The sequence below is a fragment of the Serratia sp. Res13-Sevr-LER1-36-b genome (assembly GCF_015673035.1).
Lineage (GTDB): Bacteria > Pseudomonadota > Gammaproteobacteria > Enterobacterales > Enterobacteriaceae > Chania > Chania fonticola_C.
The window spans coordinates 889,678-904,055 of the sequence record NZ_JADACK010000005.1 but is presented as its reverse complement, the minus strand read 5'-3'; the positions used below and the strand labels follow the sequence as shown (position 1 = coordinate 904,055).

Below are 14,378 nucleotides of genomic sequence, written 5' to 3'. Positions count from 1 at the left end.
AATTAGGGTACTCCTCTTCTGCATCAACTCTGTCGCAGATCACCTCAGCACCTGAACACGGCACCGTACCACCTTCCTCGCACTTTTCAGGCTTTTCGGTGCTGGTGGCATCGCAGGTTCTGACTATGTTCGCTGGTGGGATGCTGTTTGTACGCATGCAAGGAAACCGGCAATTCACCACGGCGTGGTGAGCGTGAAGGGCTTGGCATTGCTAGTCGATCCGCAATTCGGCAGCGAGCAGCTCCAGCATGGCATCCACTTTTGGCTGCAGTTGTCGCCCGATGGGCCACACCAGATTGAGCGGCAGGCCATCAGTCGTCAGTTCCGGTAGGATTTGCACCAATTCACCACGTGCAATTTCATCGCAGACCAGCCAGGTTGCCAACTGTGCGATACCGCATCCGGCCTTGACCGCGGCAACCTGAGCTTCGCCATTGCCGACAATAATGCGGCCTTCCATCGTTCGCCGCTCAATCAATCCTGCATCATGTGCGATCAGCCACGGGCCCGTGGTTCCATCGGCCTTGCCATAGAGCACGGCATCATGACGAGACAGTTCGGCGGGGGATGTCGGTGTGCCATTGCGGGCTAGGTAACCAGGCGAGGCGCAGAAAATGAGACGTTCGCAGCCCAGGTAGCGATGGCCAACTGAGGTAGGCCAATGATCCGGGCCACCGATACGCACCGCCACGTCAATGGCTTCTTCAAGCAAATCAACGAAGCGATCGGTCAAGGAAACATGCGGGCGTAAGTGCGGGTGCTGCTGTGAGAACTGGAGCAGCAACGGCCAAACACGTAGGCGGCCAAACGTCGCTGGTGCGTCCAGCCGCAGACGACCCACCGGTTCGCTATGCTGTGCGGCGAGTACAGCTTCAGCTTCTTCCAAATCGGCCAGCACTCGTACGCAAGTGCGGTAGAACGCGGCACCTGCATCCGTCAGAGCCAAGCGGCGGGTTGTGCGCTCGAACAGCCGAGTCCCAAGCCGATCCTCAAGGCGTGCCACACTTTTGCTGACGGCAGAGCTGGTCAGGTGCAATTGCTCTGCCGCTGCCGTGAAACTGCCTGCATCGGCCGTTGCCACGAAGGTTTCGATGCCCTTAAGCCGCTCCGATGGGATCATGTTGGCCTCTCTTACTAAGGAATTAAATTCAATAATATCGGTAAAATATATCAATAATAAGAATTTATTTCTTAAATATACTAAAGGCAACAGCAAGTCCCCATGTAGGAGCCTTTTTGATGTCTTGTATTACCGCACCGGGCACCGCCATTTCGGCGAGTCGTAGCCGCCTTTCCATCGTCATTCTTGCGGTGGCGGCTTTCGTCATCGTCACGACCGAATACCTGATCGTCGGACTATTGCCAGCACTGGCACGCGACTTGGATATTTCAATTTCCGCTGCCGGCCAGTTCGTTACCCTGTTCGCCTTCACAGTGATGCTGTTCGGCCCTGTGCTGACTGCGTTGTTGTCACACATTGAACGTAAGCGCCTGTTCATCGCTATTCTGATGATCTTTAGCGTTTCAAACGCTCTGGCCGCAATCGCTCCGAACGTTTGGGTGCTTGCGATTGCCAGGTTCATTCCTGCGCTGGTGCTGCCAGTATTCTGGGGGACGGCCAGCGAGACGGCCGGACAGATTGCCGGGCCGCATCGTGCCGGTCGCGCAGTATCACAGGTGTATCTGGGGATCTCAGCCGCCTTACTGTTTGGCATTCCACTGGGTACGCTAGCGTCGGACATCATCGGCTGGCGTGGCACCTTCTGGATACTGGCCGGGCTGTCGCTGGTTATGGCATTGGCCCTGGCGGTCTTCATGCCGACCCTGGCACGCCCCGAACGGCTGAGGCTGGCAGAGCAGACACGCATCCTCAAAGACCCGTATTTTGTCGGTAACGTTGTGTTATCGGTCGTTGTGTTCACCGCAATGTTTACGGCTTACACTTATCTAGCCGACATGCTGGAGCGCATCGCTGGTGTGGTTCCGGCGCAAGTCGGTTGGTGGCTCATGGGCTTCGGTGCTATCGGCCTGGTCGGAAATTGGCTTGGCGGGCGCTTTGTGGACCGCAGCCCACTGGGTGCTACCGCCATATTCTCATTATTGCTGGGCATAGGCATGATGGCCAGCGTGCCAGCGGCAGACTCGCTCATTCTGTTATGGTTGGCTCTTGCGCTTTGGGGTATCGCCTATACTGCACTGTTTCCAATCTGTCAGGTAAGGGTGATGAAGTCCGCTTCACACGCTCAGGCGCTAGCCGGAACGTTGAACGTCTCTGCTGCCAATGCCGGTACGGGTCTTGGCGCCATTATCGGTGGCATGGTGATCCCCCAATGGGGTTTGGAAAACATCGGTTACGTCGCCACAGGCATCGCGATAACAGCCATTTTAATGTCGGCTTGGCTTGTACGCTTTCGGCGGCAAAGCGCGGAATAAGCAGGAAAGGGCAGGTGACCGTTCATGCGGTCACCTTGGCAAAAATCACGTCTCAAATAAATTGCTTCAATCTTTCAAAGCCTTGCTCCAGATCGGCTTTCAGTTCATCCCTATCCTCCAGCCCAATCTGCAAGCTCTCTACGACCGTTGTCTTTCAGAACTCACCTGGCACGTTCAAAATACGGACAATTAGGTATCAGAAATCGTATTTTGTACATTATGATACTTTCATGTGTCAAAATGGATTTGTGAGACTTACATGGTTTTACTAGGCTATGCCAAGGTACCGGATTTTAGCGATATTCTCCTTAAATTCATGCCAGTGATATTGTTTCTAATGCTATATGTTACAGGTGCGAATGCCGCAAACATTAATGGTGTTGGGATCAAAAAACTTGAAGTCATCGACCCTATTGATCATCACCCAATAGAAACGGTGGCGTTCTTTCCAAGCTCTGGGCTTTCGGGGGTTACAAGCATTGGTCCCTATAAGATTTCAGCGTCCAAATCGGTCCCCATTGGGAGCGATTCATATCCGTTGATTCTGCTTTCGCATGGAAACATGGGTAGTATGTGGGGGCATCATGATCTGGCCACAGCCATCGCCAAGCAAGGATACATCGTCGTAAGCGTGACCCATTCGGGCGATAATTTTCAGAATTCGAGTCGAGTCGGGGCTACTAGCACGATCTACGGACGCCCCTTGCAAGTATCTGCTGCTTTGTCGGCAGCTCTAAAAGATTCGGTGCTAGCGCCACATACTGATAAAGATAGAATAGGATTTTTGGGGTTTTCTGCCGGTGGAACAACAGGTTTGATACTCGCAGGAGGCAAGCCGACTCTTACTCGCCTTGTAGAGTACTGCGCGAAGCGCCCGAGCGACCGTCATGTTTGCGAAGCGAAGGGCCATATCAGGCTTGATCATCCCGAACTAGCCGCGTCAGCCGATCCGCGTATTCGGTCATTCGTCCTGCTTGCTCCCTTAAGTGTCATTTTTACACCAGAGGGATTGAAACCGGTTAAGTCACCGTTACTTATTTTTGTCGGGGACAAGGATGAGGAATTATCTCCTGATGATAACGCGATAGCATTGGCGAGTGAGACAGGGGCTTCATTACAGGTCATTCCTAACGCCGGCCATTTCACGTTTTTATCACCATGCTCACCTGATATGAGCCGTACGATGCCGGATTTATGTACGGATCGTAAAGGCATAGATCGTGTCGCGATCCATCAACGCATTATTACCGAGATAGCAACTTTCTTCAAAAAATCGCTTGGTGCGAAATAGTGGATAGATGATTTTGTCTGCTACCTTGGGAGTGACGGAGTTTTTTAATAAATTGATTTAACAGGATTTAATGGTGATTATTATTGAAAGTCTAAAGACAAAGTATCCGGGGGCCATTGCATGGTCATTTGGCGATTCCGCCGAAATGGCAGACGAGCTAGCAGACCTGGTTATTAAAGGGGTAAAAACCGCAACCTGCTGTTCGCTTTCATCTTTCAAAAATGAAGAAGAATCACCAACGATCGGCGGCTACAGCATTATCCTCAATGGCAAGGGTGATCCAGTCTGTGTCATTAGGACGATCGCTATGCGGATAATTCGTTTCTGCGATGTGACAGACGAACTTGCGAAAAAAGAAGGCGAGGGAGATCTAAGCCTCAGGTACTGGAAGCAAGGGCACAAAGAGTTCTTCCAAAGAGAAGGGAGTTACTCCAACACAATGGAGCTGGTAACAGAAGAGTTTGAACTGGTCGAGTTGTTGTAATATATGCTCCTGCGGTGCCGTAAAATAAATGGAAATAGGGTGAATTTAAATGCAGCTGATTTATCCCAGTGATTACTTTAATCCTGCCAAGGCCGATGAAACCTTTGAGCAGGAGTTTAACTGTGCCAGACAGAATGGATTAGCCTGTGTTCTGCTGTCGTCTGAACACGTCTCGATGGGAAAATACAAGTTCTCTCAAAGTTTTAAGCCAGATGTCCCCGTGATATGGCGTGGATGGATGCTGAGCCCGGAAGAATATCAACAACTCCATAGAGCCGTTTCGCTAAGCGGCGGGCAAATGCTTGAATCATTTGATGATTACATTCGGTGTCATTACATCACCGGTTGGTACGCTATTTGCCAAAAGTATACGCCGGAAACCGTATTGGTCAGTGCAGATGCTGATTTCGATAAGCTGACCGATCAGCTTAAGTGGCCGTGTTACTTCGTTAAGGATTATGTTAAATCATTAACCACCTCCAGAGGCTCTGTTGCCGTAAATGCCGATGAGATCCGCGAAGTGTTGAAATCCATTGAGCACTTCCGTGGGAAAATTGAAGGGGGAGTCAGCCTTAGACGTTTTGAAAATTTTGTCCCCGAGAGTGAGCGCAGATATTTTTCGTTGAATGGCAAAGTTTTCTCTGCAGACGGAATCATTCCAGAAGTGGTTATTGAAATTGCGCAGCTCATCGATGCTCCATTTTTCTCCATCGATATGGTTGAAAATGATGCGGGTCAGCTTCGGCTTATAGAGATCGGGGATGGGCAGGTATCCGACATCAAGGAATGGCCGGTTGAGCGCTTTGTACGGATGTTTATGGAGCCATAGGCGCGTCTTAGGGGCGCGCAAACGCCCCAATTTATCTTACTCGAATAACCTACGGTGCAGCGCAATAACCGCGCCATCAGCAACGTCGCTTGGCAGCAGGAAGCAAAGATTATCATTGGATGCGCCATGGAAAATCATGCGCACGGCATGCTCATCCAGGTCCATAAATGTATTCCGGCATACTCCCGCGCCACGATGGAGTTGGTTGCCAATCAGCGTGATCAAGGCCAGCCCGGTTTCAATCTCGACCCGGCAATGAGAAGAGAGTGCCGTAAGCAGCGCGGTGGTCAGGGTGTGATCTTCTCCCGAAGTGGATCCCGTGGAATTCAGGGCCAGCGCTATGCAACTCTCGGAGCTGGTAACCAGATCCATATCAACCTGATGTTCTGCCAGAATCGCGAACATTTCGGCAAAGAATGTGTATGCCGGTTGCGCATGCTGGCTGTGCAATCTCAACAAGGTCTGTTTGCGACGAACGGCAATGGCGCGATAAAGTGGCGGATCCTCCGTCTCGCGGCGAACCAGCGTTCCACCGGCAGCGGTATTTTTGCTGGAACCGACAAAGACCGGGATGTTTTTCCGCATCGCAGGTAACAGGGTCGCCGGATGGAGCACTTTTGCACCAAAAGCAGCCATGTCGCTGGCTTCGGAAAAGGAGAGATGGTCGATACGCCTGGCCTGCGCCACAATGCGCGGATCGGTGGTGTAGATCCCGGCCACATCAGTCCAGATATCGACACGTGCCGCCTGTAATGCTTCCCCAAGCAGGGAGGCGGTGTAGTCGCTGCCGCCCCGGCCCAGCGTGGTGGTATGCCCTGCGTCATCACTGCCGATAAAACCCTGGGTGATAACAATTGCCTGCTCGATACGCGGCCGCAGATGGGCTTCTGCCTGATCTTGCACAAGGCTGATATTGGGTTCGGCGCAACCGTAAAAGTTGTTGGTTCGAATGACTTTACGGGCATCAAACCATTCTGCTTGCGCTTTACGCTCACGAAGTACTTCAGCAAATAACAGGCTCGACATCAGCTCGCCATGGCTGACCAGTTCATCACTCAGCGCAGTGGAAGGCGTTGCCAATGCCATCTCGGCAAGACGGGCAATATTTTCAAGGAGTTGGTCGATTTCCTTGCCAATGACCAATGGCGCTTTCAGGCGGGAAATAATGTTGTACTGGATAGTGCGAAGGGTATCAATTTTATCCATACGGTCACGACTTTCCAGCCCTTCAGAAAGTTCGACTAATAGATTGGTGACTCCCGCGGAGGCAGACAACACGACCAAACGAACCTGGTCATCAGCAAGAACAATACCGGCACTGCGATTCATCGAGTCAAAGTCAGCAACGCTGGTGCCGCCAAACTTGGCAACGACGAATTGTGGATAAATGCGTGTCATAGCAATCTCATATCAGGGCGCCATAAAAAATGGCTAGAAAATTTTCATTCTCGGCATAAGGGAAGCTCGCTTCGCCTTACGAAATGTCCGCCCGCGAACATTTCTGATGACAACCCAGGAAAGCCTCCTGTTGTCGATAACGTGAATTGCCTCTTACGCGTTACCGGTGTGATGCGCATTAATTATTTATTTACGGATAGTAAAAATAAGCGCGCCATAGTAAGTGATTTATCTTAATGGATCGACATTTTTATTTTATTTGGCAATAAATCAGTGAAAAAGAATGCCTTACAGGCCAGGACCTAACAGCATTAACGGTAAAATCGTGTAACAAAAGAATAAAACCATATCAAACCGGTGGTTTTCATGATGTTGTATCCATTCTGGGCATTCGTAACGCCTTACACGACATTGGTAACAAAATTTAATGCACACTGAAAGTTAAGTCATTGTTATGCATAAGCTTTGATGGGGCAATTGCATGGTGAAACAAATGATTGAGTACACCATTAAAATAATATATATTGGCCGCGTTTTTACAGGCAATCCCCTTAACCTTTTACTCAACCCGGCGTTAATAATACCCGAGGTTGTGGGAGTGATATGATGACGGATAAAGTCCGTATTGATACTTTAAGTGCTCGTTCATTACCACAAAGCAATGATACCTTTTTAGCAAGACAGGCCGAGTTTGAGTCTAACGTCAGAAGCTATCCACGAAAACTGCCATTGGCGATAGCCAAAGCGCAGGGCGTTTGGATTACTGATGTTGAAAATAATCAATATCTTGATTGTCTTGCAGGCGCCGGGACTCTGGCGCTGGGTCATAATCATCCTGACGTGCTTCAAAGCATTCAAAGTGTCATCAGCAGCGGCTTACCGTTACATACGCTGGACCTTACCACACCTCTGAAAGATGAATTTTCCTCTTATTTACTCTCTTTATTACCGGGCCAGGGCAAAGAGTATTGCCTGCAATTCACCGGTCCTTCTGGCGCTGATGCGGTTGAAGCCGCGCTCAAACTGGCCAAAAAAGTAACTGGCCGTTCAAGCATCATCAGTTTCTCCGGCGGCTACCACGGTATGACGCACGGCGCGCTCTCCGTAACCGGTAACCTGTCACCAAAAGAAGCCGTCAGCAACATGATGCCGGAAGTGCAGTTTATGCCTTATCCTCATCAGTACCGCTGCCCGCTGGGTATCGGTGGCGACGCAGGCGTTAAAGCGCTGACGTACTACTTCGATAACTTGATCAACGACGTGGAAAGCGGCGTACGCAAACCAGCGGCGGTGATCCTCGAAGCGGTGCAGGGCGAGGGCGGCGTGAACCCGGCTCCGGCCGAGTGGCTACAGCGCATCCGTAAAGTCACGCAAGACCATGGAATTCTGCTGATCATCGACGAAGTCCAAGCTGGTTTTGCACGCACCGGTAAGCTGTTCGCATTTGAACACGCAGGCATCGAGCCAGACATCATCGTTATGTCTAAAGCTGTCGGTGGCGGTCTGCCGTTGGCCGTACTGGGTATCAAAAAACAGTTTGATGCATGGGCGCCAGGCCACCATACCGGAACATTCCGCGGTAACCAGCTGGCAATGGCCACCGGCCTGACCACGCTTAAGATCCTTAAAGACAACGCCATTGCGGATAAAGTTGCCGCCCAGGGCGAGTGGCTGAAAGGCAAACTGGCCGAACTGCAAAAACGTTACCCGGTCATCGGGCACGTACGCGGTCTGGGTCTGATGATCGGCATTGAAATCGTGAAGCCTAACGAAGCGCAGGATCACATGGGATGCTACCCGGCGGACGGTGAACTTTCTGCATTGCTGCAGAAAAAATGTTTCGAATCTGGTCTGATTCTGGAGCGGGGCGGCCGTCATGGTTGCGTACTGCGCCTGTTGCCGTCACTGCTGATCACCGACGCTGAGCTGGAAATTTTCCTCGATAAATTTGAAAACGCCTTGCTGGCCACTGGCATGGAGCCGGTTTAATCGGAGTTAACGATCGTGTCTGATAACAACCCAATTCTCTCCGGTTCGGCGCAAAGTATCGCCGCCTACCAGGATGCCATTGAGCAGAGCAGCAAAGCCGTTATCGAATGGTTAAAGCAGCCAGAAATGTATCAGGGGAAAACCGTCGACCAGTTGCGCGAGCGCATCCAGTTGAACTTTACCTCTCAGGGCCTGGGTAACCAGGCCGCCATTGAGCGTGCAGTTGAGTATTTCCTCAAGGACAGCCTCTCTGTACATCACGCACAATGTGTGGCACATCTACACTGCCCGAGCCTGGTGATAAGCCAGGCTGCAGAGGTGCTGATCAATGCTACTAACCAAAGCATGGACTCCTGGGATCAAAGCCCATCAGCAACCATCATTGAGATCAAACTCATCGAGTGGCTGCGTGAGCAGATAGGATACAGCGCCGGTGATGCCGGCGTGTTCACCAGTGGCGGCACCCAAAGTAACCTTATGGGGCTGATGCTGGCGCGTGATGCTTTCTTCGCGCGTCAGGGGCACTCCGTTCAGCAGCAGGGTTTAACGGGCGATCTGAGCAAAATCAAAGTGTTTTGCTCCGAAAGCGCACACTTCTCCGTGCAAAAAAACATGGCGTTGATGGGGCTGGGCTACCAGTCAGTGACCCAGGTGAAAACCGATGCGTTCTCGCGTATGGATATCGCTGACCTGAAAACCAAACTGGCGCAGGCAAAAGCCAACGGTGAACAGGTGATGGCGATTGTGGCCACCGCCGGTACGACTGATGCAGGTGCAATTGATCCGTTAGAGGATATCACCGCGCTGGCCGCGCAGGAAAATATCTGGGTTCACGTTGATGCCGCATGGGGCGGAGCGCTGCTGCTTTCTGAGAAGTATCGCCACTACCTGAACGGCCTGGAATCCGCAGACTCCGTGACACTGGATTTCCACAAGCAGTTCTTCCAGACCATCAGCTGTGGTGCATTCCTGCTGAAAGACGCACGCCATTACGAGCTGATGCGTTATCAGGCGGCGTACCTGAACTCTGATTTTGACGAAGAGCACGGCGTACCGAATCTGGTATCAAAATCACTGCAAACCACACGTCGTTTTGATGCTCTGAAACTGTGGATGGGCCTTGAAGCGTTGGGTAAAAAGCAGTACGCCGAAATCATTGATAACGGCGTTACGTTGTCACAGAAAGTTGCTGAGTATGTTTCTTCACAACCGCATCTAGAACTGGTTATGCAGCCACAGTTGGCAAGCGTGCTGTTCCGATTCTGCCCGAAAAGCGACGATCGCGCATTTATCGCGCTGTTGAACCAGCGTATCGGCGATGTTCTGTTGGCATCAGGTAGCGCCAACGTTGGGGTAACGGAAGCAGATGGCGTAACCTGTCTGAAGCTAACGTTGCTGAACCCAACGGTTTGTCTGGAGGACGTAAAAGTCCTGTTGGCAAGCGTGAAAGAGACGGCTGAAAAATTGCTCAACGCGTAATCCTTTAGTAGCCGAATCTGCGTCGAGTTGCTAGTCAATTCGGCGCAGTCAAAATGCTTCTTCTGGTGAAATCTGTTGGGTAATGACAGCCATTAGTTCTCAGATTTCACGTAGCGCGATCAAAAAAGGAGGGCGTTTTGAACGATATTGCACAGCTTTTGCCAGTAATCCAATCCCTGGAGGTTCAACTCCATCAGTCGGCAACGCGCAACGATGCCAATCTCGTCGGAGAATTGCTGCATAACGATTTTGAGGAGATCGGCTGTTCCGGGCTGCGCTATGACAGACAGCAAACCATTGCGGCGCTAAAGTTGGAAAGCGGCCAGCCACAGATTTTTGCCCAAGAGTTCAAACTGGTGAAGATTGCCGATGGTGCCGTATTGTTGAGGTATAAAAGTTTTCAACGTGATGCGGATGGCAGCATTGTTCGCCGTGCTGAGCGTTCTTCGATCTGGTTGCAATCGTCACAAGAGAGCGGAGGCTATTGGCAGATGCGTTTTCATCAAGGAACACAGATCGAGGATTGAAGCCGACTGTGTATTAACTCGAACAATCACTACTCATGAACCAACTTCTAGAAAACCAAGCAATCAAAGCGTGAAGGTGAGGTGAGATAAACCTAGCGAGATAACCAGGTGCGTAACTGCCAATTCAATTTAACATAATATACATTATGCGCACCAAGGTGACGGTACGTGGAATCTGACTATCTGCTACTGTCACTGGAATAGATCCTACAGTGACCATCATGAATATTGATTGAACTCATTTACCCGATAATGCCGATTTGGTAGTCTCGACGTATCTCTTTGATCATCGGCAGGATTGTAGCGTTGGAATTCTTTTTTTAACCCACTGAAAAATATCTCATAAATATTTTTCATACATAAACATCCATGGTCCGTTCAGTACGGGTCCGGTTTTGTATGGGTTAAAAAAGGTACGCTATGAAAGTTTCATGGACCGTCACGCCCGTGGGGTATCAGCGCATTGCGAAACGCTGCCCTTCATGCGGTGTGAAACGGGATTTCACGCCTTCGGGGGCTATTCGGGTAAATTCGCAAAAGAAGCTGCTTGATATCTGGAGTATCTATAAGTGCACGCACTGCGATTACACTTGGAACATCTCCCTGTTTTCACGTCTGCACGTCAGCAAAATTAATCCTGAACTTTATCAGCGGCTGTTAACGAACGATATCGTTATGGTTCAACATTTTGCCTATGATAAAGAGACGCTGAAACGAAATAACGCCGAGCTATCGGGGCGGCCTGATTTTCGCATTCAGGAGCGGTGGTCGGTCAGCATATCTCCCCGCAATCGGGTCAGGGTTAGCGTCAGGATTTCTCTTTCTTTTCAGGTCAGCCTGCTATCGATTTTGCAAAAGCAACTCATGCTGAGCATAGGCGAAATCAAGAGACGGATTGAGTCAGGGAAAATAAGTGGCGTCACGATGAAAATGCTTAAATCGCGAAAGCTGAAGGCAGCGGAATATAAGTTTCAGCTGTCTGCGGAAACGCTGTACGCCCAACGCAGGATCGTTCTGACGCGTTGTTAAAAGCAAGAAGCTCACCTTGAGGTCAACTACGTCAATATGACATAGTTCACAAGATGGAAAGACCCAAGGTGAGCTTCAGATAAAGACAGTGATGATACTTAGACAGCGCCCTGGGCGTGAAAAAATTAAACTTCCACTCGTTTTGGGCAGAAGTCTCGGAATGGCCCGCACCGTGGCACGCCATCGCACCAATACCGGTAGAAGCCCCGCCAGGCGGATTAGGAACAATGTCTGCTACCAATTACCATAGGGATACGTTTTCCCTTTGATAAAACCCTCAGTATTTTCCCCATATTCATAGCCGTTAGAAAACCGTGTTATCCCTTTGCAAAGCTCTAATTTATCCCCGGACACGGTCTTTAAGACTGATGGCGTCACGCGATAATTAGGCTGACTACCGATACCTCGTAGCCAGACTGCAACCTTACCTCCCGGAGCCAGACCAATTTGTATGTTGTCGTAATACCCGATATTACCCTGATAATCCTTATACACGCTGGGTTTGCGCATTTTTTCTACAACGGCGTCAGACAAGGTCAGGCGAGTTTCATAAACTCTTTTATCAATCACGGAGTCCCAGCAAAAAAGAATATGCCTGGGGGGCTGTTTAACATGATTCCAGTGCCCGTTGAGCGTGCGTGCACGGTCATTCCACTCGCTAACAACGCCATACAGCGCCTTCGTGCTGTCGAGAGTATTAAACCGATAATCAGTACCGCCGGCATCAAGGATAGCGACAAAAGTTACAACCGCAGGCAGCGCCTCAGGCGTGAAAAAATTAAATTTCCACTCGGTGGGCACATCGTTTTGGACAGAAGCCTCGGGCTTGCCCGCACTGTGACTGTGGCATGCTGTCAGTACCAGTACCGGAAGAAGCCCCGCCAGACGTGTTAATTTCATGTTTTATTTCCATCCATATCGTAAACGGTTCGCTGCCAGCGTTCGTCCGGACGGTTGGTAAAGGTCACCAGCTTCGCCGGTTTGACTGCCCCAGCTATCATTCCCTCACCGTCTCTAACCACGCTGTTCCAGTTGGCTGAACAGTGGATATATTTTTCTGCCAGCATCTCGATTTCCTGAGTGGTAAAGCCAGGAGCAGATGCCCCATTCCGTACCGCGCGGCCCATCACAATCGCTTTTTCACACAAGCTGTTCAGATCAGCTTGCAGTGACAGATTATCGTCTTTAGGCAAAATGGGATCGAATGCCACGCCTGCATCCTGTGCCGCATCGATCATCACCCGCAGCGCTACCTTCGACCAGTCGTTGCGCGTCGGGCGCTCAATGACCGCTGCCGCCCCGCTGCGTTTTTGCTGCCTGCCGTAGCGATCGGCTGACATCCGTTCGTCGTGCCAGGTATCAATGTTAATCTCCAATGCCTGCAAAAAAGGGCCAATTGCTGGCCAAGTATCCATCGCACTGAGCTGCTCACAGGCCTGCTGATAAACTCGCGTTTTCGTATCAGGTATGGAAAAGGGCACGGTTTCAAACTGCGGACGGGTAATGAAATAAGCTTCGTACTCGTCAGGGTTGTAACCGCCACCAATGTCAGAGTGCGCACCGGGCAAAGCCAGTTCCGGCCATGCAGGTTTCACGCTGTTCAACGCAAAGTTAAACCTGCATTCGTGCTGTGCGGTAATATGAAACACCTTCTCGGCCACCCCGGGACGCAGCACAATATTCACCTCGCCCGTATCGGCGCTGTGCGGATTGAACCCGTTGACCGGCGTACCAATGCCAGCCACCGTATCAAATATCCCCAGAAAACGGGTTTTACCGCCGGGCGTACCTGAGAACTCAATACTTCCCAGACCGGCCTTGATGGCAGTGATAATAGCCTGATCCTGACTGAATACCCGGTTGGCAAAATGCCGTGCCGCCGCCGCTCCACGGCTGAAACCGAAAATATCAAACTGTAATTCCCTAACGATGCCGATATCGGTTCCGGATGGATTGGTTAAATAGTCTTTGATGGCGGCAACCAGTGCCCTCACTGCCTTGTCGGTTTTACTCACCACACCGGAGTTACCCCGGCCGGTGCCCATCCCGTAAGCACTGTCGCCTTCCCCGCTTTCCGTACCAATCCCCTCGATATAAATTGCGTTCTGACCCTGCTCACTATCAACGGGGAGGTTGGTAGAGTAAAGCGTATTGAGCCAGTGCACATTGGTGTAATAACCGAGATGACTTCCTGCCGCGAAGCCGCTGTGTCCGCTTTTTAGCTGAACACACTGGAAATAAGCTGACTGAGCATCGGCATTGTTCATCCCAAAATGCTCTCCGGAGCAGGCATCAAGGCTGGCGGCGGTATTATCCGCATTATTGCCGGTACCATCGAGAAATACCCCGATGGTCAGGGTAATTTCCCGCTTCTGCCTTTCCTTTTTGGCCGCCTGCGCGTGCTGCTCTGGTTCTGCTGCCAGTTTCTTCGCACTCTGAGCATACTGCGCTGGCTCCGATGCCTGTCCGCTATTCATCAGCATTGAGCGTGGAGATATGGATGGGGCAACCGAGAGCGGCTGACTGCTCGCAACAAGACGATGGCTACCAACCGGACAACCACATGCCACACGATGGCCGTCAAGTGCCGTTGGTACACCATAAAAACTTAAGTTTGCTTCCCCTTCGGCAATAACCCCGATTTTCCCACAAGCCGGGCACGATACCTTATGCCCTTTCAGCGCAACAGGAATACTATCACACGTGTAATGATTTCCCTGTACCCCCTCCAGTACCCGCCCCCCTGTGGTGGTCGTATCACCTTGGCAAATGACTGATATCCCCTGATAGTTCATCCCTCGGCTCATACCCTGCGAGCCTCCTTGTAAGCCTCTTCCATGACAATACTCCATGTTTTATTATGGGTTGTATCCGGAACCAGACTAAACGCTCTACGACAAACTGTCAAAATTTGACCAA

Annotated in this window: 12 protein-coding genes; 8 read left to right on the top strand and 4 right to left on the bottom strand. The window is 50.9% G+C overall.

Annotation, left to right across the window (positions count from 1 at the left end; genetic code table 11):
* Positions 1 to 211 precede the first annotated feature (211 nt).
* Positions 212 to 1,120 (bottom strand): LysR family transcriptional regulator, encoded by a 909-nt coding sequence (locus IMQ33_RS05220; protein WP_098931137.1) that lies wholly within the window; start codon positions 1,118 to 1,120, stop codon positions 212 to 214.
* A gap of 119 nt (positions 1,121 to 1,239) precedes the next feature.
* Between IMQ33_RS05220 and IMQ33_RS05215 the strand changes: the two genes are divergently transcribed.
* From IMQ33_RS05215 to IMQ33_RS05200, 4 genes are all read left to right on the top strand, one after another.
* Positions 1,240 to 2,433, top strand: coding sequence for an MFS transporter (locus tag IMQ33_RS05215; RefSeq protein ID WP_161711517.1), 1,194 nt, complete (start codon positions 1,240 to 1,242; stop codon positions 2,431 to 2,433).
* A gap of 259 nt (positions 2,434 to 2,692) precedes the next feature.
* Positions 2,693 to 3,724 (top strand): dienelactone hydrolase, encoded by a 1,032-nt coding sequence (locus tag IMQ33_RS05210; RefSeq protein WP_230326866.1) that lies wholly within the window; start codon positions 2,693 to 2,695, stop codon positions 3,722 to 3,724.
* A gap of 70 nt (positions 3,725 to 3,794) precedes the next feature.
* Positions 3,795 to 4,208 (top strand): ASCH domain-containing protein, encoded by a 414-nt coding sequence (locus tag IMQ33_RS05205; RefSeq protein ID WP_196063007.1) that lies wholly within the window; start codon positions 3,795 to 3,797, stop codon positions 4,206 to 4,208.
* A gap of 49 nt (positions 4,209 to 4,257) precedes the next feature.
* Complete coding sequence (locus IMQ33_RS05200) at positions 4,258 to 5,037, top strand: ATP-grasp domain-containing protein (protein ID WP_161711516.1); 780 nt, start codon at positions 4,258 to 4,260, stop codon at positions 5,035 to 5,037.
* A 36-nt stretch (positions 5,038 to 5,073) separates the two neighbouring features.
* Here the strand turns inward: IMQ33_RS05200 and lysC are convergent, their stop codons facing one another.
* A complete protein-coding gene (gene lysC, locus IMQ33_RS05195) occupies positions 5,074 to 6,435 on the bottom strand; it encodes a lysine-sensitive aspartokinase 3 (RefSeq protein ID WP_161711515.1) in 1,362 nt (453 codons plus the stop codon).
* 603 nt (positions 6,436 to 7,038) lie between these two features.
* On the opposite strand from lysC, the gene IMQ33_RS05190 reads away from it, so the two are divergent.
* The 4 genes from IMQ33_RS05190 to IMQ33_RS05175 all read left to right on the top strand — a co-directional run bounded on the left by IMQ33_RS05190 (position 7,039) and on the right by IMQ33_RS05175 (position 11,459).
* Complete coding sequence (locus IMQ33_RS05190) at positions 7,039 to 8,424, top strand: diaminobutyrate--2-oxoglutarate transaminase (RefSeq protein WP_065685017.1); 1,386 nt, start codon at positions 7,039 to 7,041, stop codon at positions 8,422 to 8,424.
* A 15-nt stretch (positions 8,425 to 8,439) separates the two neighbouring features.
* Entirely contained in the window at positions 8,440 to 9,903 is a 1,464-nt protein-coding gene (locus IMQ33_RS05185) for an aspartate aminotransferase family protein (RefSeq protein WP_186579714.1), read from the top strand.
* Positions 9,904 to 10,040: 137 nt separating this feature from the next.
* The gene (locus IMQ33_RS05180; RefSeq protein ID WP_196063006.1) at positions 10,041 to 10,430 is read left to right on the top strand and encodes a DUF4440 domain-containing protein; all 390 of its coding nucleotides are present in this window, start codon (positions 10,041 to 10,043) and stop codon (positions 10,428 to 10,430) included.
* Between the two features lie 420 nt (positions 10,431 to 10,850).
* Positions 10,851 to 11,459, top strand: a complete 609-nt coding sequence (locus IMQ33_RS05175; protein ID WP_196063005.1) for a DUF1062 domain-containing protein — start codon at positions 10,851 to 10,853, stop codon at positions 11,457 to 11,459.
* Between the two features lie 234 nt (positions 11,460 to 11,693).
* Here the strand turns inward: IMQ33_RS05175 and IMQ33_RS05170 are convergent, their stop codons facing one another.
* Positions 11,694 to 12,359: a DUF2931 family protein gene (locus tag IMQ33_RS05170; RefSeq protein ID WP_196063004.1), complete on the bottom strand. Its 666-nt coding sequence runs from the start codon at positions 12,357 to 12,359 to the stop codon at positions 11,694 to 11,696.
* Entirely contained in the window at positions 12,356 to 14,254 is a 1,899-nt protein-coding gene (locus IMQ33_RS05165; RefSeq protein ID WP_230326865.1) for a PAAR domain-containing protein, read from the bottom strand. Before IMQ33_RS05165 ends, IMQ33_RS05170 begins: the two co-directional genes overlap by 4 nt.
* Between the last annotated feature and the right edge of the window lie 124 nt (positions 14,255 to 14,378).